We start from the raw sequence: 21,600 nt of genomic DNA, 5'->3' as shown, positions 1-21,600 counted from the left end.
GAGAATAGTCTATGAGCCAGAACGCCGACCTGCTGACGCTGCGGTCCGTCTCGAAATCCTACGGCACGGTTCCCGTGCTGCACGACATCGACCTGTCTATCCGGGACGGCGAGTTCCTGACCGTTCTTGGACCGTCGGGCTCGGGCAAAACCACGGTCTTGCGGCTGATCGGCGGGCTGGAGCCACTGACCGCGGGCGAGATCCGCCTCGACGGCCAGGACATCAGCCGCATGCCGATCAACAAGCGGCCGTTCAACACCGTGTTCCAGGACTATGCGCTGTTTCCGCATATGACCGTTTCCGGCAATGTGGGCTATGGTCTCTCGGTGCGCCATGTCCAGCGCAAGGAGATTGCGCGCCGTGTCGCGGAAGCCCTGGAGCTGGTGCAACTCGGGCGCTTCGCCGACCGCTTTCCGGCACAGCTTTCCGGCGGCCAGCGCCAGCGCGTCGCGCTCGCCCGAGCGCTGATCTGCCAGCCGCGCCTGATCCTGCTTGACGAGCCGCTCGCCGCGCTCGACCTCGAACTACGCCGGCAGATGCAGGAGTTCCTGAAATCCATCCAGCGCGAGATCAAGACCACCTTCCTTTTCGTCACCCATGACCAGGAAGAAGCGATCGGCATGGCCGACCGGATCTGCGTCATGCAGGCCGGTCATATCCGCCAGCTCGGCACGCCGCACGAGCTTTACTACAAGCCGAATTGCGAGTTCGTGGCGCGCTTCTTCGGCGAGAACAATCTGGTGGCCGGAAAGCTCGGCCCCGTCCAGGGCGAGCAGCGGCCGATCGAGACCGCACTTGGGCGACTGATCTGTTCGATCAGCGACCAGCCGCATTTGAAGGCCGCGCCAGACGGCGCGAGCGCCTTCGCGGCGTTCCGGCCCGAGGCCTTGCATCTCGCGGACTCCACAGACGGCGACAACCGCTTTTCCGGCACCATCGCCGATCTGGCCTTTGCCGGCTCGTCGACCGTCGCCACGATCACGGCGGGTGCGGACATTGCCGCGCAGCGGCTGCGGCTGCGAACCCCAAGCCGGATCGACGGCAGCGCGCTGAGATCCGGCGAGACGGTTTCGCTTTCGTTTGCGCCGCATGAAGGCCATCTGGTGCTGGCATGAGCGCGGGCGTCACGACACAGCCCGCGGAAAGGCGTTTGTCGCTGCTGGTGACCGTGCTGGCTTTCGCCCTGCCGGTGATCTTCGTCCTGGTGCCGCTGGCGATCTTCCTGGTCTACAGTTTCTTCAGCGTCGACCAGGGTACGATCGTCTACGCGCCGACGCTCGGCAACTATGTCCGGTTCTTCACCGATCCCATCTTCCTGCCGGTGTTTTGGAACACCATCGTGCTGTGCGTGTCGGTCGCCGTCATCTGCATCCTGCTTGCCTATCCCGCTGCCTATTTCCTGACGACGCTGAGAGGGCGGTGGCGCTATGCCTTGCTGATGCTGCTTCTGGTGCCGCTGCTGATGAGCTACGTCATCAAGATCTACGCGATCCGCAGCATCCTCGGCCTCAACGGCTTCCTCAACAAGGCGCTGGTGGCGATTGGCATCCTGCAGCAGCCGTCGACGCTTTTCGTGTTCAACATGAACGCCATCCTGTTGACGCTGAGCCTGCTTTTGATCCCCTTCGCGATCCTGCCGATCTTCCTGTCGCTGGAGCGGATACCGCAGACCTTGCTGCGTGCCTCCGACGATCTTGGCGCGAGCGGCTTGCAGACGTTCCTGCGCATCACCTTGCCGCTCAGCCTGCCCGGCGTCGCCTCGGCGGCGAGCTTCGTCTTCGTGCTGGCGATCGGCGATTTCCTGACGCCGCAGATGGTCGGCGGGATCAGCGGCTTCACCTTCGGCCGCATCCTCTACAGCCAGTTCGGCACGGCCTATAATTGGCCATTCGGCGCGGCACTGTCGGTGGCGCTGGCGATCGTGGTGATCTGCGCCATCCTCATCGGCGAACGGTTCGGGCGCAGCCGGGGGACGTCGGTATGAACGCCCTGCCCCGACCCTCCACCATCTTCCTGGCCGTGATCACAACGCTGGTCGCGGTGCTGCTCTACAGCCCACTGTTCGTGCCGATCGTGTCGTCGTTCTTCACCATCTCGCATGGCGATGTCGACTGGTCGTCACCAACCCTCTCGACCTACCGAGCCCTGGCCGAAAACCACGACATCCTGGCAGCCTTGCGCACCACGCTGATCGTCGGCCTGTGCACCGTCGTGCTCTCGGTGGTCAGCGGCACGCTGCTGGCGCTCTATTATCACGGGCGCCGCTCGGGGCGCTCGATCCTGCAGTTCATCATCTTCCTGCCGTTCCTGATGCCGCCGATCATCAGCGGCCTCGCGCTGCTGATCTTCTTCCGCGAGATCGGCCTCGAACGTTCTCTGCTGACGGTCGTCATCGGCCATACGGTCTTCGTGCTGGCGATCGTCTATCGCACCGTGCTGATGCGGCTGCAGTCGATGAGCCGTACACTGGTCGAAGCGTCCTACGATCTCGGCGCCACCGGCTGGCAGACCTTCTGGCGCATCATCCTGCCGAATTTGTCGAGCGCCATGGTCGGCGGCGCAATCCTGGCCTTCGCGCTGTCGTTCGACGAGACGATGATCACCATCCTGGTCACCGGCACGCAAAGCACCCTGCCGGTCAGGCTGTGGGCGATGATGCGGCTTGGCTTCTCGCCCGACATCAATGCGCTGGTCGCCTTGATCCTGATGTTCACCGTGCTGCTCTGCGTGCTCGCCGCCCGTTTCCTGATCCCCAGGCAGATGGCGACGGAGCGGAGCTGAATTATCGAACACCCGTCATCGTGCGAAGGCAGCTGGATCGAGGTCGAAGACACGCCCCCGATTGAGGATGTTCTTCGGGTCGAGCGCCGTCTTCAGCCGCCGCATCGTGGCGATCTCGGCGTCGCTGCGCACCAGATGCAACCACTGCTTCTTGTCGAGACCGATGCCATGCTCGGCCGAAACGCCGCCGCCCGCCACCGCCACGCCGCTATAGACGATGCCGTAGGCCGCCGCCGGATCCACAGTGCGCACCTGGTAGTGCAGATTGCCATCGCCGAGATGGCCGAAGACATAGATGTCGGCGTCGGGGTCAAAGGCGCGGATCGCGGTCTCCGCTTCTTGCAGGAACGCCCCCATCCGTGCCAGCGGAATGCTGATGTCGACGCCGATCAGGCCTTTCATCGAAAACAGGACGCGATTGGCGTCCTCCCGCACGTCCCAGAGTGCCCGGAATTCACGCGGCGACTGCGAGACGACGACATCGTCGACCACGCCGTCCTCGACCGCTTGCATGAGAACTTCGGCGAAGCGCTCGCCGTCGCGCTCGGGCTCGCTGCCCTGGATTTCGGCCAGCACATAGACGGGCGAGCCCGCCGGCAATGGCGCCGGCATGGCCATGCTGGCAGCCATGACGTCATAGAGCGGCGCGAAGTTGACCTCATAGGCGGATAACAATGGCCCGAGCTTTTGCCGCAGCAGCCCGAGCAGGGCGATCGCCGCATCGAGCGAAGCGAGCGCGCAGAAGGCGTTCACCTCGGAGGCCGGCTTCGGATGCAGCCGGAGCGCGGCGCGGGTGACGACGCCGAGCGTCCCTTCCGCGCCGATGAAGAGCTGGCCGAGGTCGTAGCCGGAATTGTCCTTGGGCAGGCCCTTGAGCGAGGACAGCACGCTGCCATCGGCCAGCACAGCCTCCAGCCCCAGCACCTGCGCGCGGTACATGCCATAACGCAGCACGCGGATGCCGCCGGCATTGGTGGCGATGTTGCCGCCGACCGTGGCCGAGCCGCGCGCGCCGATATCGACGCCGAACATCAGCCCGGCACCGTCGGCCGCCTCCTGCACCGCTTGCAGCGTCGCGCCGGCTTCGGCGACGATACTGGAGGCTTGAGTGTCCGGCGCGGCGAGGCCGCTCATGCGCTCCAGCGACAGCACGATCTCCCCGGGCTGGACGCGTGTGCCACCGGCCAGCCCGGTGCGTCCGCCCTGGACGACGACCGGCTGGCCAAGAGCGTTGCAGCCAGCGAGCGCCGCCGCGACACCGATAGTATCGCGCGGACGCAGCACCACTTCGGGCAGCGCGCCAAGCTTGCCGTCGGGATCGTCGCGATAGCGCTGGTCGACATCGGAGCCTGCAAGCACGCCGCCCACGCCCAGCCGATCGCCAAGGGCGGAGAGAAGCCGTTGCGTTTCAGGCGACATAGGGCTCAGGCGCCGGCGTGGCGAAGCGCGTCGTCTGCGTCCCGCGACCGCATGGGCCGATGAGTATTTCCGTCCGCCACGCTCGCCATCCTTCAATTGCAGCCGGCCGATCCTATTCGGGATCGCCTGTCGTGCAAGCGATATCGGCTGCCCTGAGCGACACCGGCATCAATCACGGTAAGACGCGATTGATGCCGGCGGCAATTGTGTCTGCTTACTGAAGCTTGGCCTGTAGCGCGTTGACGTCATCGGTAGTCATTTCGCCATCGGTGGTCACCTTGCCATCGATGATCTTCCACAGCCGGAACGGGCCGGTGATGTCGCCGAATTTATCGAAGGCCACCGGACCGATGACGCCTTCGTAGCGGATCGGCTTGCCGTCCTTAATCAGGCCGAGCGCCTTGGCGAACTCCTCCTTACCGGCGAAGATCGGCGTGCCTGCCGGATCGACTGCCTTGTACATGGCATCCCTGATCTTGGCCGGATCCTCGGAGCCGGCAATGGCGATGGCCAGCCCGACGATGGCGCCGGCATCATAGGAACGATCGGCTGCCGGGTTGGAGGGTTCGATGCCGGAGAATGCCTTGTAGTTCTTGGTGAAGTACTCGGTCGATGCGGTCGGGCTGGTTCCCGACGACGTGCCGTAGGCGTCCTTCAGATAGTCGGCGCCGACGGACTCGATGAAGTCAGGACTGTTCATGCCGTCATTGAGCAGGAATTTCTGCACGCCGCCTTGCGAAATCCAGGTGCGGGCAACGGTCGCGCCGTCGACCGGCGTGCTGACCAGATAGAGGCCGTCCGGCTCGCCGGCCATCGCCGCCGTGACTTCCGAGGCATAGCTCGACTGCTTCTCGTTGTAAGGCGTGTCGGAGACGATGGTGCCGCCGAGCGCTTTGTAGGCGCGCGAGAATTCGGCCACCATGTTGACGCCGAAATCGTTGTTGACGTGGATGATCGACAGCTTCTTGAAGCCCTTGTCGATGGCGTATTTGGCGGCGGCCACACCTTGCAGCGCATCGGACGTGATGGTGCGGAAGAAGATGCCGTTGGTCTTGCCGTCGCGGCCGAGCGCGGTCAGCGTCGGCGAAGAGGATGCCGGCGATACCTGGACGATCTTGGCAGGTGCCGTGACAGAGGTCAGGATCGGGATCGACACCGACGAGATGATGCCGCCGATGATGACCGGCACCTTCTTGACCTGCACCAGCTGGGTCGCGGCGTCGACGGCGATGTTGCCCTGGCTCTGGCTGTCGCGCGTATCGGTCACCAGATCGCAGCCGCGCACGCCGCCGGCCTCGTTGATGTCGCGAAAAGCCATTTCGACCGACTTGGCGCCGGCCTGGCCATATTCGCCGGCCGGACCTGTCAGTTCCATGACGAGGCCGACGGTGATCTTGCAGTCGGCGGCCTGCGCGGCGCCCGCCAGCGTGACGAGAGCAAGCGCGGTGGTGAGGTGGAGTATCGTCTTTCTCATTGTTGTTCCCCTTTCGTTACTCGACACTAATTTGATCTCTGGAGCCTGTTCAGCGTTCCGGCACCTGCAGCCAGGTTTCATGCAGGTGTCGCCATTCGACGCCGTTGGGCGCCGATGAACTGATGGTGAAGACAGCGCTCGACTGACGGCGGCTGTGCTTGCCGCCGCGCAACTGCGCCTCGACGTAAAGGACGACGATGGAGTCCTCGGTTTGCCAACCGGGCCTGATATCCTCGATCGAAATGGCAAACCCGTCGTCGCATGTGGCGCGGCTTGAGCGGACATGATCAATCACAGCGTCACGGCCGAGGATCTGGCCGCTCGGTGCGATCATGGTCAAGCCTTCGCCCATGACGCCTTCGAAGCGCGTGAAGTCCACCGTGTCGGCTCGCGCGGCGACGAACCAGTCGACGAAGAAGCGATGCAGGCCGATAACCTCGGCGCTGGCCTGCGAAAACAGCGTCGGGTTGCTGGCGCTCATGTGCGGCCTGCGTTCAAATTGTAGTGCATGATCGAGCCGTGGCGGCCGTGACGGTCGCGCTCCAGCGTGTAGACGTCGCCGAGGGGACCTTGGCTTTGCGCGATCACAGCCGCTATTTTCGCCCGGTCATCGGCGTCGAGCGCGACATCCATAATGCCAGCATTGGCGAGCGCATGCGCCTGGTTACGGGCGCCGACGATGACGGCGGCGACTCGCGGCTGTTCCAGCACCCAGGCGCTGGCGATGGTGGCGATGTCGACGCCGTGGCGGTCGCCAACGGCCTTCAATGCCTGGAGCAATTGCTGGAACAGGTCCCAGCCGCCGAAATCATCGATGATCAGCTTGTATTTGACCAGCGAGCGGTTTTCGAGCGGCGTGGTGGGTTCGGCGACCCCAAGCCATTTGTCGCTGAGGAAGCCGCCGGCCACCGAACCATAGCAGAGGAAGCTGACGCCATTTTTCGCGGCAAGCTCGGCGAGGCTGTGTGCCGGCCGCTGATCGAGCACTGAATATTGCAGTTGCTGGCTGACCAGCGGAATGCCGGCGGCGAGGATTTCGGCCAGCCGCGGCGTGTCGAAATTGGTGGTGCCGAGATTGCGCACCTTGCCCTCGCGCCGAAGCTCGTCGAGCCAGCCCATCGCCTCGACATAGCGAGGCTGGTCATAGTCCCACCAGTGGAACTGCACGAGATCGAGCCGCTCGGTCTTCAGCCTGCGCAGCGACTGCTCGACGATGCCCCTGATATAGTCGCGGCTGATCGTGGCCAGCCGTTCAAGGTCGGGCACCAGCTTTGTGTGCACCTTCATTCTTGCGGCAACGTCGAGGCCGCGCTCGCTAGCCAGCCGCAGGCGCGCGGCGCCGATCAGTTCCTCGACGCCGGTGTAGATGTCGGCGCAATCATAGGTCCAGATGCCGGCATCGAAAGTGGCGATCAGATCGGTCACCGCTTGGCTGCGGTCGATGGCGCCATGGCCGCCGGCAAGCTGCCAGCCGCCGCGAATGACGCGCGAGATGGTGTAGCCGGGGCCGAGTTCGAAAGTCTTGGCAGTCATCCCTTGTCATTCTCCTTCGGCAGCGGCACGGCCGTGGTCTGCGCATGGCTGAACCGCCGTTTGCCGGTCCTGACGATCCTGAGCCGGCTGGCGCAATTGGGATCGGGACAGGCGATCTCGGCGTCCGAGGTCATCCAGTCATTGGCGTCGGTCGGACGCTGCTTTGCCGCCAGTAGCGGCAACACGGCGGCGAGCGAATAGATCGAAAAGCCCTGCCCCGCCGGCAGGCACAGCATCTCGCCCTTGAGTTCGAAATAATCGCCTGCCTTGGCGCCGCAATAGATCGGCTTGCCCTCGGGGATGACCGCCTCGACGCGAAGGTCGAAGAGCTCGAAACTGTCGTCGGCCATGTCAGGCCTCCACCAGGCTGAAGGTGACGTCGCAGGCGCCGTTGCGGCGAATGACGCCACATGAGGCGGCGAATTGGTCGCGCTCTTCAGCGCGTACCTGCGCCACCACGCTGCCGGCCAGCCAGCCGATCGGGAACAGAAGCCGCGCGCCCTGCCCGTAGTAGAGGCCGATGTCGAAAATGGCATTGGGGTTGCCGCCCCACATGCGCGGGGGCACGTAGGACAGCACGATGTCGCCAGGCTGCGGCGTCAGCGTCGCGTTCTCCGCCGGTAGAGGCCTGGCGTAGGCCTGGCCATCGAGATCAGCTGATGGAACCGGGCAGGAAATCTCAGGTCCCGTCCACATCGCATGGATGCCGGGGACGACGCGTGGCGTGGCGAGGTACGCCTGGAGAAAGGCAGCGTTTTCCGGCGCCTTTTCGGGCAGCAGCAGCGCCGTCACGGAAAGCTTCGAGCGCGGTTCGGTGATCTTGAAGGCCGGCTTGTTCATGTCTGGTCTTTCGCGGCGGCGGATTGAAGCTTGTCGCGCAGGAAGGCAAAAGGCCGGCTGATATCGGCCACCAGCGCCTCGCGCGCCGCTTGCGCATCCTGCTTGGCGAGCGCCGCGACGATGCGGCGGTGATAGTGCGCGGTGTCGACCTCGCCTGCGTCGGAAAAGGCATAGATGGCGACGCGGATGCAGGGGCCCGATTGCAGCCAAAGGCTTTCGATCATCGGGATCAGCACGGCCGAGCCGCAGCAGCGGTAGATCTCGAAATGGAAGCTCTGGTTGAGCGTCGCTTCGCGGTCGATATCCTTCTTGTGCTTCAGCGCCCGCATCTCATCCCACTCGCCGAGCATGGCTTCAATCGAAGCGATCTGGCGCGGGCTCATGCGCGTGGCGGCAAGCGCGATCGCTTCGCCTTCGATGAGTGAGCGGGCACGCAAAAGATCGTCGATACGTTCCAGCGTGATCGGCGGCACGCGCACCGAGCGGTTGGGCAGCGCCTCCAGCGCCTTTTCGGTGATCAGCCGGCCGAGCGCTTCACGCACCGGCATGGTCGAGGTGACCAGCGCATCGGCAAGGCCGCGGATGGTCAGCACCTGGTTCGGCTCGAACAGGCCGCCGATCAAGGCGCGGCGCAATTCGGAATAGACGCGATCCTGCACGGTCTCGCGGCCGACCGGCGTAAGCTGGGCTGCGATTGTTTCGTTGGTTCGCTCGATGGCAGCCTTCTGCATTCCCGGCTTGTGCCCCGTTTTCGGCTTGCGGATGAAATTAAAGCCGAATAGCGTGATCAAAGCAAGTGTGATCACAAATCAATAATCAGGAGATGGCGATGACCGTCTTCGGCCAGAGGGTTTGATGAGCGAGGCAACCGAACGGCAGGGGAAGGAGACCCGTGCGCCGGTTCTGACGGTGAGACATGTCGTCAGGCGGTTCGGCGGCCTTGTCGCCGTCAACGATGTCTCGTTTGACGTCAAAGCAGGCGAAATCCTCGGCCTGATCGGGCCGAACGGCGCCGGGAAGACGACCATGTTCGACCTGCTGGCCGGCAGTATTTTGCCTTCCAGCGGCGATATCCTGCTCAACGGTGCGCGCGTCTCCGGCGAAGCCGCGCATCTGCGCATCGGCCGTGGCCTTGGCCGCACCTTCCAGATCCCCCGCCCGCTGCCCAATCTGACGCTGATCGAAAACATCATGCTGGCGGCACAGGGCCAGGCCGGCGAAAAGCTGCTGGCCAACTTCGTCACGCCATGGCGGGTGGCGGCACAGGAAAAAGCGGCCAGGGCAAAGGCGCTCGACCTTTTGGAACTGGTGACCCTCGCGCATCTGGCGCATGAGCCGGCGCGCGTGCTGTCCGGCGGCCAGCGCAAGCTGCTCGAACTCGCCCGTGTCATGATGGCCGACCCGGCAATCATCCTGCTCGACGAGCCGGCGGCCGGCGTCAACGCGACGCTGCTGGAAGTCATCATCGACCGCATCCGCGACATCAATGCGCGCGGCATCACCTTCCTGCTGATCGAGCACAATATCGACATGGTGACGCGGCTCTGTCACCGCGTGCTGGTCATGGCGAGCGGGCAACTGCTCAGCGAAGGCACGGCGGAAGAGGTCGCCCGCGACCCGCGCGTCATCGAGGCCTATCTCGGGGGCACCGCATGAGCGAAGCCGTCCTCGATGTCCGCGATCTCGAAGCCGGCTACGAGCCCGGCGTGCCGATCGTGCGCGGCGCCTCGATCACTGTCAGAAAAGGCGAGATCGTCGTCGTCCTTGGTCCCAACGGCGCCGGCAAATCGAGCTTCATCAAGGCGATCGCCGGCCTCGTCCCGATCACCGGCGGCACGGTGTTCTTGGACGGCAAGGACATCACCGCAGCACCGGCCCATACCATGGTGCGGCTTGGCCTGGCCTTCGTGCCGCAGACAGAGAATATCTTTCCCCTGATGTCGGTCGAGGACAATCTCAGAGTCGCCTGCGGCATCCTCGAGCGGCGTGAAATCCCAGCGCGTATGGACGAGATGTACGCGGCCTTCCCGGATCTCGTGCGCCAGCGCCGCACCGCCGCCGGCAATCTGTCGGGCGGACAACGACAAATGCTTGCGGTCGCCCGCGCCCTGATCGTGCATCCCAAGGTGCTGGTCCTCGACGAACCGTCGGCCGGCCTGTCGCCGAAATTCGTGTCGATGGTGTTCGAGATGCTGGCCGGCATCCGCAAGTCCGGCGTCACCATCCTCCTGGTCGAACAAAATGCCAAGGCAGCACTGGCCATCGGCGACCGCGCCTATGTGCTGGTCGAGGGCAAGGATCGGCACGAGGGCGTCGCTTCCGAACTGTGGAACGATCCTGTCGTCGCCGAACTCTATCTCGGCCAGCGCCCCTCTCGCGCCAGCAAGGGAGGCGCGGCATGAGCCTGCAATTTGTCGTCGATGGATTGCTGACGGGTTCGATGATCGGCCTTGGCGCCATCGGCGTGACGCTGACCTATTCGATCCTGCGCTTCTCCAATTTTGCTCATGGCGACTTCATGGCCTGGGGCACCTATGCGACCTTGGCCGTCGTCAGTGCCATTGGCGCCACCTTCGGCAAGGTAGCACCCATCGCGCCGCTGTCCTTCGGCTGGCCGCTCCTAGTTGCGCTGGTCGTCGGCATGGCCTTCACCGCCTTGCTGGCGCTGCTACTCGACAGAGTGCTGTTCTCGCGGCTGCGCTCGCAGGGCCAGGCGATCATCGTGGTGATGGCGAGCTTCGGCGCCTCGATGGCGCTGAGGAGCCTGCTCGAATTCACCTTCAGCTCACGTCCGACCTATTTCAGCAGGGCGATCCAGATCGCCATGCCGGTCGGCTTCGGCATCCGCATCACGCCCGATCAGATCGCACTTCTGCTGCTGACCGCGGTGCTGGTGCTCGGCGTGCATCTTTTGATGACGCGCACGCAGACCGGCCGCGCCATGCAGGCGCTCAGCCAGAATGCGGCGCTTGCCCGCATCGTCGGCATCGACGTCGCCGGCGTCGTGCGCGTCACCTGGATCATCGGCGGCGCGCTTGCCTGCGTCGCCGGCGTGATGATCGGCATCCTGGTGCAGATCCGCCCGTTCATGGGTTTCGACATGCTGTTGCCGATGTTCGCCGCCGCCATCCTCGGCGGCATCGGCAGCATTCCGGGTGCGGTGCTCGGCGGGTTGATCATCGGGCTCGCCGAAGCCGGCGCGGTGCAGCTGATCGGCGCCGAATGGCGCGCCGCCGTCTCCTTCATCATCCTGATGGCGGTGCTGTTCGTGCGGCCGATCGGCCTTTTCGGAGTTCGGGAAAGATGATCGATCTTATCGGCTACGGCGCCTTCTTCCTGACCACCGCGCTGATCTTTTCGCTGGTCACGCTCGGGCTCAATCTGCAGTGGGGGCTGACCGGCCTGTTCAATGTCGGCCTCGCCGGTTTCGTCGCCATTGGTGCCTACACCTCGGCCTTGCTGACCACGCCGGACGATGCTGCGCGACTTGGTGGCTTCGGCCTGCCGATCCTTGTCGGCTGGGCGGGTGCCATGGTCGTCGGCGGCATTGCCGCTGCACTGACCGGCATGGCGACACTGCGGCTGAGATCCGACTATCTGGCGATCACCACATTCGGCGTCGCCGTCGTCGTGCAACTGGTCGCGCTCAATGCGCAGAAGCTGACCGGCGGGCCGTTCGGCATCGGCTTCATTCCGCGTCCCTTCGGCAGCCTTGCGGAGACGCCGCTGCTGTTCAACCTGTCCAACCTCGCCGTCGTCGGCGCGGTCACGCTGATCGCCTATCTCGCTCTGGAGCATCTGTCGCGCAGCCCCTGGGGACGCGTGCTGAAGGCCTTGCGCGAGGATGAGCGGGCGGCGATCTCGCTGGGCAAGAGCGCGCGCTTCTACCGCGTCCAGGCCTTTGCCGTCGGCGGCGCGATCATGGCGCTGGCCGGCGCGTTGCAGGCGCATTTCACCGGCTTCATCGCACCGGACAATTATTTGCCGATTCTGACCTTCCAGATCTGGGTGATGCTGATCGTCGGCGGCTCGGGCAGCAATCTCGGCGCCGTCATCGGCAGCATCCTTGTCTGGGGGATATGGGCGGGGTCGGGCACATTGACCAGCGTTCTGTTCGCGCCCGAGCAGCAGGCGCGTGCGGCCTCGCTGCAGATCGTCGCCATCGGCGTCATGCTCTGCGTCATCCTGCTGATCCGGCCGAACGGTCTGTTCGGCGACAGGCCGCGTCGCCCACGCTTCGGCAAGCGAGAAAAAGCGGCGGCGATCAAGAGCAGTTCCGGATCATGACCGCTGCGATCGGGCAGGAAGCGCGTGGCGCTTCGCTCTGGCATGCCGTCAGCGGCAATCGCCGGGAACGGCCGGCGCTGCAAGGCGGGCTGGATGTCGATCTGGCCATCGTCGGCGGTGGATTTGCCGGCCTGTCGACCGCGCTGCACGCCGCTGAAAAAGGCATCTCGGTCGCTGTTCTCGAAGCCGAAATCATCGCCTGGGGCGCGACCGGGAGGAATGCCGGTTTCGTCGTGCCGAACTTCGCCAAGATGGACCCTGACAGCATCGTCGCGCATCTCGGCCCGGAGCGCGGCGAACGCCTGATCGACTTTGCCGCCGGCAGTGCCGACCTGGTCTTCGGCCTGATCAAACGGCACGGCATCGACTGCGACGCCGTGCAGAACGGATGGATCCAACCTGCACATTCGCCTGCCGCCCTCGAGAAGGTCAAATCGCGCGCCGGGCAATGGGCGTGGCGTGACCGACCGGCTGTCACGTTGGATCGGCAAGACGTCGAGGCGCTGACGGGCGCACGCGGCTATGTCGGCGGCTGGATGGACCGTTCGGGCGGCGTGCTCAATCCGGTCGCCTACGCGAATGGACTGGCCGGTGCGGCGCAGAAGGCTGGCGCCAAGATCTTCGAGCGCACGCCGGTTACCTCGGTCGATCGCGTGGTCGATGGCTGGTCGCTGAAAACGCCATCGGGTTCGGCGCGTGCCGGCAAGGTGCTGATCGCCACCAACGCCTATGGCGGATCGCTCAATCCGCTGCTGCAACGAAGCTATTTTCCGCTGAAGATTTTCCAGATCGCGACAGAGCCTTTGTCGCGCGACGTGCGGACGCGTTTGCTTCCCGGCGGGCAAGGCGTGGGCGACACCAGGCGCAATCTCTTCACCTTCCGCTTCGATGCCGACAATCGGCTGATCAGCGGCGGCATGCATATTCTGAGCGCCGGCGCCGACACACGCGTGCCGCACACGATCTGGCGGCGGCTGGCCAGCCATCTCGACCTGCCGGACCTGCCACCGCTTGCCTATGGCTGGTCAGGAATGGCCGCGGTCGAGCCGGATTTCCTGCCGCACCTCCTGGATCTGGGGCCAGGGCTGATCGCCGGCCGCGCCTGCAACGGGCGCGGCATCGCCATGACGACGGCGATGGGCAAAGTGCTGGCCGACTGGGCCGCCGGAACCGAGGTGCGTGATTTGCCGCTGCCGTTCGCACCGCCGGCGCCGATCCCCTTCCACGCGCTGCTGCGGCACGCGCCCAACATGCTGCTTGGCTGGAGCATGCTGCGCGACCGGCTAGACGAGACAGCGTAGGCTGATCCAGCCGCCGTCCGATCAGGTCGTCGTGCGAAGATTTTCGGAGAGAACCGCGGCCGCCACGGCGATGTCCTGTTCAAGGGAGACTCGGACAGCAGGGCCATTGCGCTGCTCCAACGCCGCGACAATCCCGCGATGCGCGTCGTTCGACTGCGGAATATAGCGGTCGGCCTGCATCAGCAGCTTGAGATAAGGCCCGACGCGGCCCCAGAGATCGCGGATCATGTTCAACAGGATCGGCGCGCCGGCATGCTGGTAGATGGCGAAGTGAAACGCCTCGTTCAGCGCGAGATAGCCTCTGGCGTCGCCGGCCTCGATCGCGCGCTGCATGCCGGCGAGCGTCGCCTGTATCTCGACCAGCCCGCTTTCGCTCATCCGCGTGGCGGCCATCTCACCCGCCAGCCCTTCGACGGCAATGCGGATATGGGTCAATTCCTCGAAGGCCGGGGCCGACAGCAAGGGCACGATAACAGAGCGGTTGTTCTGCATCTCGAGCAGCCGCTCGGCGACCAGCCTTTGCAGCGCCTCACGGATCGGCGTCGTCGAGATGCCGAAGGTCTCGGCAAGCTTGCGGATGACCAGCGTCTGGCCTGGGCTGAAACCGCCTGAAATCAATTCCTGCTTGAGCGCGCCATAGGCGCGGTCGTTGAGGGTTTGATGTTCGAGCTTCAGCATGCGTTCCGATCACCAGTTCGACAAAGCGCGATCGAGCGTCTCGGCCAGTTGCTCGGCATTGTCCCTGGCAAAGGGCAGCGGCGGCCTGATCTTCAGCACATTGCCGCGCGGACCGCAGGACGAGATCAGCACGCCATTCTCGCGCATGGCTTCGACGACAGAAGACGTCTTGCTGGCGGCCAGCGCTTCGTCGCCATCCGCTGTCAACTCGACGCCGAAATAGAGGCCGTTGTGCCTGACGTCACCGACCATGCCGTGCCGGCCCTGCAGCGCCCGCAGCAGATCAGCCGTATAGGCGCCGACATTGCGCGCGTTCTCGATCAGCCCCTCGCCTTCGATCACGTCCAGAACCGTGATGCCGACGGCGGCCGCGACCGGATTGCCGCCGAAGGTGTTGAAATAACCGGTGTTGGAGCCGAAGGACGAGACAAGCCGCGGGCGCACCAGCACCGCACCCATCGGATGCCCGTCGCCGATCGGCTTGCCCATGGTGACGATGTCGGGCTCGATGCCATAATTGGCAAAACCCCACATGCCCTGGCCAAGGCGGCCGAAGCCGGACTGGACCTCATCTGATATGACGATGCCGCCGGCCTTCCTGACGTGATCCGCCGCCTCGCGCAGGACAGCCGCGTCGGGAAAGAAAATGCCGTCGCTGGAAAAGGCGGCGTCAAGCAGCAGCGCCGCCGGACGAATATTCTGCGCACGCATGTCCTCGATGGCGGCGGCGACATTTCTGGCGAAGTCCTTCGCGGCGCGGCCGTGGTCGCGGAGCGTGTCCGGCGCGGCCACGGTCCGATGGTGCGCGGGCACGCCCTTCGCGCCGACCGCCGCAGGCGACAGCTGCGCGGTAGCGATCGTGGCGCCGTGATAAGCGAAATCGGTGATGATGACGCCGGTGCCGCCGCTCGAATGCTGGGCGATGCGGATGGCGAGGTCGTTGGCCTCGCTGCCGGTGCAGGTGAACATGGCATGGCCGAGATGGGAGGGAACTGTGCCGAGCAGTTTTTCCGCATAATCGAGGATGATCTCGCTCAAGTAGCGGGTATGGGTGTTGAGCGTTGCGGCCTGTCCCGACAGCGCCTCGACGACGCGCGGATGGCAGTGCCCGACCGAGGCGACGTTGTTGTAGGCGTCGAGGAATTTGCGACCTGTCGCATCGTAGAGCCAGACGCCGCTGCCGCGCACCAGATGGATCGGGTTGCGGTAGAAGGCGCGATAGGTCGGCCCAAGCAGCCTGGCGCGGCGTTCGAGCAGGGCCTGCTCGGATGCTGTCGAGTTGGTATTTGCGGGATATGGCGAAGACTGGGACACGGGCATCTACTCCGGATTGGAATGGTCGAGAAAATAACGGCGGGCCTCATCGGACGACAGCCCGTCCAGTCGCTCGAGCGACGCCCAGACCTCGGTGATGAGGCGCAGCACATAGTCGCGCTTGGCCGGGAACCGTTCCGCCTGCCAGCTGGCGATGTTGGCGATGAGCGCGAGGCGAGCACGGATCAGATCGAAAAGGATGCCGATCTCTTCGGCCTCCAATGCCTGCACCGACTGGTAGCCGGCGACGAAGCGCGCGGCCGGCGCCAGCGGATGGCCTTCTGCCGGCCAGCGGTAGACGGCGCCGATGGCGAGATCGCAGATCAGCGGCGAATGAATCATGTCGCCGAAATCGAGGATGCCGCTGACCATTTCCGGCCGCGAGGCATCCATCACCACATTGTAGGAGTTCATGTCGTTGTGGACGATCTGGGCGCGCAGGCTGGGAATGACCGGCGCCGCACGCGCCTCGAAGGCATCGATGACGCGCTCGACCATGGCACGGTGGCCGGCATCGGCTATAAACGCCAGCATCGGCCGCGTCTTGGCGACCTTGCGGATGTCCCAGAGCAGGTCGCTGCCGGCGGCCGGATGGAAGAAGCCGCGCAGAGCCCGGCCAAGCCGGGCGAGGAAAATGCCGAGATTGCGATCCTGCGCCGCCGACGTGGGGCAGCGCGACAGCAACTGGCCGGGCAGATAGGTGACCAGCCGGATGATGCGCGGCGCCGATCCGCCGGCGCTGACCGTGAACTGCGCGTCGCCCTCAAGGCTCTTGCGCACCGAAGGAACCGGCAAGGTCGGGTCGACAGCAAGGATGTGGTCGAGCGCCTTGTTCTGGAAATCGGTGAAGCCGGCTTCCTCCGCCGGATGGGAAATCTTGAGGACGAACTCGCCCTCGCCGTCGGTATGGATGTGGAAATTGTGGTCACGTTCGCCCGGCAACGGCCGCGCTCTGCCGGTGAGGCCGTAGTGCCGGCGCAAGATGGCAAGCGCATCGGCGATCGAAACGTCAGGCGCATCCTGCGCCAGCGTTTCGCCAAAAGCGTCAGGCACAGCCGCATTCATGAGCTCATCTCCGGATCGATCGGCTCGAGACCACACCAGTCGGCGATGAACAGCGCTATGGTCTGGGTGACCTTGCGCACCGAGTCCAGATCGACGGCCTCGTCATAGCCATGCGGCATGCGGCAGATCGGGCCATAGACGATCGCCGGCGTGTCGGCGTAGAGGCCGAAGAAGCGCGCATCCGTGGTCGCCGAGGTGACATGCTCCGTCAGCGGCTCGCCCCACACGGCGGTATGGCTGCGGCGCAGCACGGCTTCCATCTCGTCGGCGCCCTCCAAAACATAGCCCTCGGCCATGAAGCCGTTGTAGGTCATCTTGGGCGGACGATTGGCCAGGAAGGGATCGGCACGGGCCGCATCTGCGATGCAGGCTTCGAGCTCGGCCCTGGCATCCTCGAGCTTCTGCCCGGGATAGGTCGCGACCCGCATCTCGAAGACGCAGCGTGCCGGAACGCTCGATGTCCATTCGCCGCCCTCGATCTTGCCGAGGTTGAAGCGGATCGGGTGCGGGTGATCGCAGAAATGCTTGTCATCGACCTTGCGCGCGTTCCACACGATTTCGAGCTGCTTCAGCGCCTGGATGATGAGAAAGGCCTTTTCGATGGCATTGGCGCCGGCCGAGAAAGCGCCCGACGCATGCTGCGGATCGCCGTCGACCTCGACCCTGAACCAGATCGGCCCCACCTGCGCCCGCATTAAGCGCGGTTCCAGGGGCTCGGGAATGAAGGCGGCGTCGGCGCGATAGCCGCGTTGCAGGCAGGCGAGCGCGCCATTGCCGGTGCACTCTTCCTCGACCACCGACTGGAGGTAAACATTCGCGGCCGGCTGATAGCCGAGGCTGCGCAAGGCGGCGAGCGCGTAGAGACAGGCCGACAGGCCGGCTTTCATGTCGCCGGCGCCGCGACCATGCATCCAGCCGTCTTCGATGGCCGGATCGTAGGGGTCGCGCACCCAGCGGTCGAGCGGCCCCGTCGGCACCACATCGATATGGCCGTTGAGGATCAGCGAGCGGCCGGTGGCGTTTCTCGGCGTGTGGGTAGCGACGACATTGAAAGCATCGTCGTAGGAGACCGCAACCGGTGAAAACCCAGGCAGGTTACGGATCGCGTCGACATCGACGCGCCACATATCGACAGCGTAGCCATCGGCCTCATAAGCGGCCGCCATGAAGGATTGCGCGGCGTGTTCCTCGCCGCGCTGGGATGGAAAGCGCACGAGGTCCGCCAGGAACGCGACTTGCCGCGCGAAGCCGTTATCGATCGCGCGCAAAATGGCTTCGTCGGCAATCCGCTCAGGCATAATATTTCGCTTTCTCGTGAATGGTGTATCATATCTCATATGCCATATCGTGGAAAGGCAAGGAGACAGGTCGGGCCAAAACTATGGCCCAACCCGGGAAGCTCTTGGCAGGCGGGCGCAGAGTTGGCATCAGCTTACTGCATGCTGGCGAAACCGCTTGGCAGAGTTCGAGGACAGATGCTGGTCACCGAAGGCGCATTGCCGGATGAAATCACCGATCTCACGTCAGGCTACCGGCGCGTGCCGGCCGGCAAGATCGTCAATGCGGTGACGTGGATGGAGGCGCGCGCCCCGGTGCCGGGTTTCGCCCAGCCCCTGGCGATGACCCGGATCGCCAAACCCGACAGCGCCGCCTACCGCGCGATCTTCCTCAAGATCGGTGCTCCCTGGCTGTGGGACCGCGCCGCCGAAATGTCGGATGCCGAAATATCAGCGCATTTCGCCGATCCGTGCCAGCATCTCTATTATGGCCGTGATGAGAGTGGCGGCCATGTCGGCATGGTCGAGTTCCGCATGGCCGACGACAACGAGATCGAGATCACCTATTTCGGCCTGTTCCCCGGCTTGACCGGTCGTGGCCTCGGCAAACGGCTGATGGCTGGCGCGCTCGATCAGGCATGGCGCCTCGCGCCGGGACGCATCTGGCTGCACACCAGCAGCATCGACCATCACAGCGTCATCGGTTTCTACCAGGCTTGCGGGTTTAAGCCCTATGCGACCGGTTTCGAAATCACCGACGATCCCCGGATCAAGGGAACCCTGCCGCGCGATGCCGCCCCGCAAATCCCGTTGATCGAAACGGAATGGGTGCCCGTCGCCAGATGAGACCATCTTCGCAACCCGCCGGCCTGTCATCGTCTCACCATCGCCGGTGGGTGCGGCGCGAGAGCATCCTGTCGAGGCTGGAGCGGCATGTCGACACGCGCATCGTGCTGTTCGCGGCGCCCGCCGGCTTCGGCAAGTCGACGACGATGGCGCAATGGGCGGCCGAGGTCGCGCGCCACGGCCGTTTGACGGCATGGCTGTCCTGCGAGGCGACGGATAATGACGAAGGCGCCTTCCTGTCGCATCTGGTGGGCGCGCTGCGCCACCTGGTCCAGAACCCGGCCGAACTCGACCTCGCCTTCCAGTCGAGCCCTATCCCCCAGCTCGACGTGGTGCTCGCGGCACTGGTGATGGGTTTTGCGGCGCGCGACGCCGAAATCACCCTGTTCTTCGACGACTACCACGTCATCGAGGCGGCGGCGGTGAAGCGCTTCATGGAACGCCTGACGCGGCAGGCGCCCGCCAACATCGCCTTCGTCATCGGCTCGCGCAACCTGCCCGACCTGCAGCTCGGCAAGCTCAGAGTGCTTGGCGACGTTTTCGAAATCGGCCCGGACGATCTGCGCTTCGCCTCGTCCGAAGCCGAAGCCTTCTTCAATGACAAATTGGGCCTCAGCGTCAGCAGCGGTACCGTCGAGGCCTTGTGCTCGCGGACCGAGGGCTGGGCCGCCGGCCTGCAACTCGCCTCGCTGTCGCTCAGCGCCGCGCATGCACCGGAAACCGTTATCGGCAATTTCACCGGCGCCAACCGCAACGTCGCCGATTTCCTGATGGGCGAAGTCTTCCTGGGGCTGCCGCCGGCCCTGGCGAAGTTCCTGCTCCACAGTTCGGTCTTCGAGCGCTTCAGCGCCGAAGCGTGCCGGGCGGTCCTGCGGGCGGCGGATGCCGAGGCCGATATCACCGAGATCGAGACCCGCAATCTTTTCCTCGTGCCGCTCGATGAGGAGCGGCGCTGGTTCCGCTATCATCATCTGTTCCATGACTTCCTCAGCCGCGAAATGGAGCGGCGCGAGCCGGAGATAATCGCACCGCTGCACCTGGCCGCCGCCGAATGGTTCGGCGAACGCAAGATGCTGACCGAGGCGATCGGGCATGCGCTCGCCGCCGGCGACCAGGCCCGCGCAGCGGTGTTCGTCGAGAACAACGCGCTCGAGCTCATCGCCCAGTGCCAGCTGCTTTATGTGCGCCAATTGCTGGCGCTGTTGCCGAGGAAACTGGTCGACCAGCGCATCCGGCTGCAGCTCATCGTGCTATGGCTGGCGGTGCACTCAAGCCAGCCCGAGATTGCCCAGCAGACACTTGCCAATGCGCGCAAGCTGATCGAGACCGGGCCGGCCGACGGCAAGGATCCGGGCACGCTGACCGGCACCACGATCGAAGCCGAAATCGCCGTCCTCGACGCCGCCGTGCACAGCACGCTGGAGCGGTTCGAGGCCGCGCGCGACACCGCGCTGGCCGCGCTCCGCATCATCGCGCCCGATGCCTGGTTCATGGAAGGGGCGACCGCCAATGTCATCGGCTACAATCTCTATGCGCTGGGCGACCTCGAGGGGGCGCGGGCGGCGGCGGACGCGGCACGCAAGGCGCATGAGCGAAGCGGCAGCCTGCTCGGCGTCACCATCGCCAATTGCTACATGGCGGTCATCGAACGCTCGGCCGGCCACCTGCCCGCCGCCGAAAGGCTGCTGCGCAACACGATCATCGAGGCCAGGACGCGGATCGGCGCAAACTCCTATGCCGAGGCGCTGGCCGGAACGCTGCTGGCCGAACTCGCCTATGAGACCAACGCATCCGGCGAGGCGCTGACGCTGGTCGAGAATCTCGGGCCGCTGATCGAAGGCGCCGCGGTCATCGTCTATCCGCTGGCCAGCGTGCCGACCTATGCCCGCGTCCTGCAGTTGACCGGTCGCGGCGACGCGGCGCTCGACATGCTGGAGCGTGTCTACCAGCGCGTGCGCGGCTCCGTCTACCGCCGCCTCGCTTCGGTGCTGGTGCATGATCGCATCCGGCTGCTCATCGACCAGAACCGTGTCGCCGAGGCACGCGCCCTACTCGACGAGCATCGCCGCGAAAGCGCTGAAACCGCGCCGACTGTCGCCAACGAATTCGAGTTCTTCGCCGAGGGCCGGCTGCTGACGGCGGAAAAATCCCACGCGGCCGCCGCGGCACTTCTCGACGTGCTGCTGGAGCGGACGAAAAGCAGCGGCCGCATGCGCCGCCACATACTGGCGCTGATCCTGCGCGCCAAGGCCGCCGGCCATGACCAGCGCGAGGCCGACCGTCATCTCCTCGAAGCGCTACGCCTTGCCCAGCCTTCCGGCTTCATCCGTTCCTTCGTCGACGAGGGCAGGCCCGTGGTCGAAGCGTTGATGCGATTGCGCGCGGCGCAGGCAAAGACCGACCCGTTCCTGTCGGCCTATGCGACGCGTATCATCGATGCCGCGCAGACGATGCCCATGGCGACGCGCAAATTGGCCGCCCCTGCAGCCGAGAAGGAACATCTCACCCAGCGCGAGTCCGAGCTGCTGCGTTGCTTGTCGGAAGGCATGTCCAACCGCGATATCGCGGTCGCGCTTTCGGTCAGCGAAACGACGGTGAAATGGCATTTGAAGAACATCTTCGGCAAGCTCTCGGTCTCGAACCGCGTCCAGGCCGTGCGTGCCGCGCAGGCGGCCGCAGACCTCCGCCCCCCTCCGAAAGGAGGGGCATAGACATCCCGCGTGCCCCCCTCTTTCGGGTCGGGCCATGGCATCGTTAGCCTGCTAGCGTCGTCCAGATTTTAGAG

21 protein-coding genes are annotated in these 21,600 nt (G+C 64.9%); 10 read left to right on the top strand and 11 right to left on the bottom strand.

All coding sequences use genetic code 11. The features are described 5' to 3' along the window. The first annotated feature begins 11 nt into the window (after window positions 1-11). The 3 genes from ACLGL5_RS16570 to ACLGL5_RS16560 are packed head-to-tail and all read left to right on the top strand — an operon-like array spanning window position 12 to window position 2,781. Window positions 12-1,115 carry an ABC transporter ATP-binding protein gene (locus ACLGL5_RS16570; RefSeq protein ID WP_069091581.1) on the top strand — a complete coding sequence of 368 codons (1,104 nt, stop codon included), beginning with the start codon at window positions 12-14 and terminating at the stop codon, window positions 1,113-1,115. Further along, the gene (locus tag ACLGL5_RS16565; protein WP_019856744.1) at window positions 1,112-1,984 is read left to right on the top strand and encodes an ABC transporter permease; all 873 of its coding nucleotides are present in this window, start codon (window positions 1,112-1,114) and stop codon (window positions 1,982-1,984) included. Before ACLGL5_RS16570 ends, ACLGL5_RS16565 begins: the two co-directional genes overlap by 4 nt. Continuing rightward, entirely contained in the window at window positions 1,981-2,781 is an 801-nt protein-coding gene (locus ACLGL5_RS16560) for an ABC transporter permease (RefSeq protein WP_019856743.1), read from the top strand. Before ACLGL5_RS16565 ends, ACLGL5_RS16560 begins: the two co-directional genes overlap by 4 nt. Before the next feature lie 15 nt (window positions 2,782-2,796). Here the strand turns inward: ACLGL5_RS16560 and ACLGL5_RS16555 are convergent, their stop codons facing one another. The 7 genes from ACLGL5_RS16555 to ACLGL5_RS16525 form a co-directional block, all read right to left on the bottom strand. Continuing rightward, the gene (locus ACLGL5_RS16555) at window positions 2,797-4,200 is read right to left on the bottom strand and encodes an FAD-binding oxidoreductase (RefSeq protein ID WP_069091580.1); all 1,404 of its coding nucleotides are present in this window, start codon (window positions 4,198-4,200) and stop codon (window positions 2,797-2,799) included. 214 nt (window positions 4,201-4,414) lie between these two features. Next, window positions 4,415-5,674 (bottom strand): ABC transporter substrate-binding protein, encoded by a 1,260-nt coding sequence (locus ACLGL5_RS16550; RefSeq protein ID WP_069091579.1) that lies wholly within the window; start codon window positions 5,672-5,674, stop codon window positions 4,415-4,417. Between the two features lie 49 nt (window positions 5,675-5,723). Continuing rightward, window positions 5,724-6,155, bottom strand: a complete 432-nt coding sequence (locus tag ACLGL5_RS16545; RefSeq protein ID WP_064983328.1) for a hypothetical protein — start codon at window positions 6,153-6,155, stop codon at window positions 5,724-5,726. Continuing rightward, on the bottom strand, window positions 6,152-7,207 hold the full coding sequence (locus ACLGL5_RS16540; protein WP_069091578.1) for an aldo/keto reductase: 1,056 nt from the start codon (window positions 7,205-7,207) through the stop codon (window positions 6,152-6,154). Before ACLGL5_RS16540 ends, ACLGL5_RS16545 begins: the two co-directional genes overlap by 4 nt. Further along, the gene (locus tag ACLGL5_RS16535) at window positions 7,204-7,557 is read right to left on the bottom strand and encodes a TIGR04076 family protein (RefSeq protein WP_019856738.1); all 354 of its coding nucleotides are present in this window, start codon (window positions 7,555-7,557) and stop codon (window positions 7,204-7,206) included. The genes ACLGL5_RS16540 and ACLGL5_RS16535 overlap by 4 nt, the downstream gene beginning before the upstream one ends. Before the next feature lies 1 nt (window position 7,558). After that, window positions 7,559-8,047, bottom strand: a complete 489-nt coding sequence (locus ACLGL5_RS16530; RefSeq protein ID WP_069091577.1) for a DUF3830 family protein — start codon at window positions 8,045-8,047, stop codon at window positions 7,559-7,561. Beyond that, a complete protein-coding gene (locus tag ACLGL5_RS16525; RefSeq protein ID WP_083246939.1) occupies window positions 8,044-8,778 on the bottom strand; it encodes a GntR family transcriptional regulator in 735 nt (244 codons plus the stop codon). Before ACLGL5_RS16525 ends, ACLGL5_RS16530 begins: the two co-directional genes overlap by 4 nt. 124 nt (window positions 8,779-8,902) lie before the next feature. Here ACLGL5_RS16525 and ACLGL5_RS16520 point away from each other — a divergent pair, with 124 nt between their 5' ends. Genes ACLGL5_RS16520 through ACLGL5_RS16500 form a run of 5 tightly spaced genes read left to right on the top strand, consistent with a single transcriptional unit; the run spans window position 8,903 to window position 13,635 of the window. Next, on the top strand, window positions 8,903-9,703 hold the full coding sequence (locus tag ACLGL5_RS16520; protein WP_069091576.1) for an ABC transporter ATP-binding protein: 801 nt from the start codon (window positions 8,903-8,905) through the stop codon (window positions 9,701-9,703). Further along, a complete protein-coding gene (locus tag ACLGL5_RS16515; RefSeq protein WP_069091575.1) occupies window positions 9,700-10,449 on the top strand; it encodes an ABC transporter ATP-binding protein in 750 nt (249 codons plus the stop codon). Before ACLGL5_RS16520 ends, ACLGL5_RS16515 begins: the two co-directional genes overlap by 4 nt. Next, window positions 10,446-11,354 (top strand): branched-chain amino acid ABC transporter permease, encoded by a 909-nt coding sequence (locus ACLGL5_RS16510; protein WP_019856733.1) that lies wholly within the window; start codon window positions 10,446-10,448, stop codon window positions 11,352-11,354. The genes ACLGL5_RS16515 and ACLGL5_RS16510 overlap by 4 nt, the downstream gene beginning before the upstream one ends. After that, the gene (locus ACLGL5_RS16505) at window positions 11,351-12,334 is read left to right on the top strand and encodes a branched-chain amino acid ABC transporter permease (protein WP_069091574.1); all 984 of its coding nucleotides are present in this window, start codon (window positions 11,351-11,353) and stop codon (window positions 12,332-12,334) included. The genes ACLGL5_RS16510 and ACLGL5_RS16505 overlap by 4 nt, the downstream gene beginning before the upstream one ends. Next, the gene (locus tag ACLGL5_RS16500; RefSeq protein ID WP_069091573.1) at window positions 12,331-13,635 is read left to right on the top strand and encodes an NAD(P)/FAD-dependent oxidoreductase; all 1,305 of its coding nucleotides are present in this window, start codon (window positions 12,331-12,333) and stop codon (window positions 13,633-13,635) included. The genes ACLGL5_RS16505 and ACLGL5_RS16500 overlap by 4 nt, the downstream gene beginning before the upstream one ends. Before the next feature lie 21 nt (window positions 13,636-13,656). Here ACLGL5_RS16500 and ACLGL5_RS16495 read toward each other — a convergent pair whose 3' ends face one another. The 4 genes from ACLGL5_RS16495 to ACLGL5_RS16480 are packed head-to-tail and all read right to left on the bottom strand — an operon-like array spanning window position 13,657 to window position 17,990. Next, entirely contained in the window at window positions 13,657-14,313 is a 657-nt protein-coding gene (locus ACLGL5_RS16495; RefSeq protein WP_069091572.1) for a GntR family transcriptional regulator, read from the bottom strand. A gap of 9 nt (window positions 14,314-14,322) precedes the next feature. Continuing rightward, on the bottom strand, window positions 14,323-15,633 hold the full coding sequence (locus ACLGL5_RS16490) for an aspartate aminotransferase family protein (RefSeq protein ID WP_494372939.1): 1,311 nt from the start codon (window positions 15,631-15,633) through the stop codon (window positions 14,323-14,325). Beyond that, entirely contained in the window at window positions 15,634-16,692 is a 1,059-nt protein-coding gene (locus tag ACLGL5_RS16485; protein WP_069091570.1) for a phosphotransferase, read from the bottom strand. It lies immediately after the preceding gene. Further along, window positions 16,689-17,990: an ArgE/DapE family deacylase gene (locus tag ACLGL5_RS16480; protein ID WP_038645119.1), complete on the bottom strand. Its 1,302-nt coding sequence runs from the start codon at window positions 17,988-17,990 to the stop codon at window positions 16,689-16,691. Before ACLGL5_RS16480 ends, ACLGL5_RS16485 begins: the two co-directional genes overlap by 4 nt. A gap of 177 nt (window positions 17,991-18,167) precedes the next feature. Between ACLGL5_RS16480 and ACLGL5_RS16475 the strand changes: the two genes are divergently transcribed. Both ACLGL5_RS16475 and ACLGL5_RS16470 read left to right on the top strand, forming a co-directional pair. Beyond that, a complete protein-coding gene (locus ACLGL5_RS16475) occupies window positions 18,168-18,815 on the top strand; it encodes a GNAT family N-acetyltransferase (RefSeq protein ID WP_167626451.1) in 648 nt (215 codons plus the stop codon). Next, window positions 18,812-21,526, top strand: coding sequence for a winged helix-turn-helix domain-containing protein (locus ACLGL5_RS16470; protein ID WP_069093345.1), 2,715 nt, complete (start codon window positions 18,812-18,814; stop codon window positions 21,524-21,526). Before ACLGL5_RS16475 ends, ACLGL5_RS16470 begins: the two co-directional genes overlap by 4 nt. Window positions 21,527-21,600 lie beyond the last annotated feature (74 nt).

The sequence above is a fragment of the Mesorhizobium sp. U510 genome (assembly GCF_059180695.1).
This window is presented reverse-complemented; position numbering and strand designations above follow the sequence as displayed.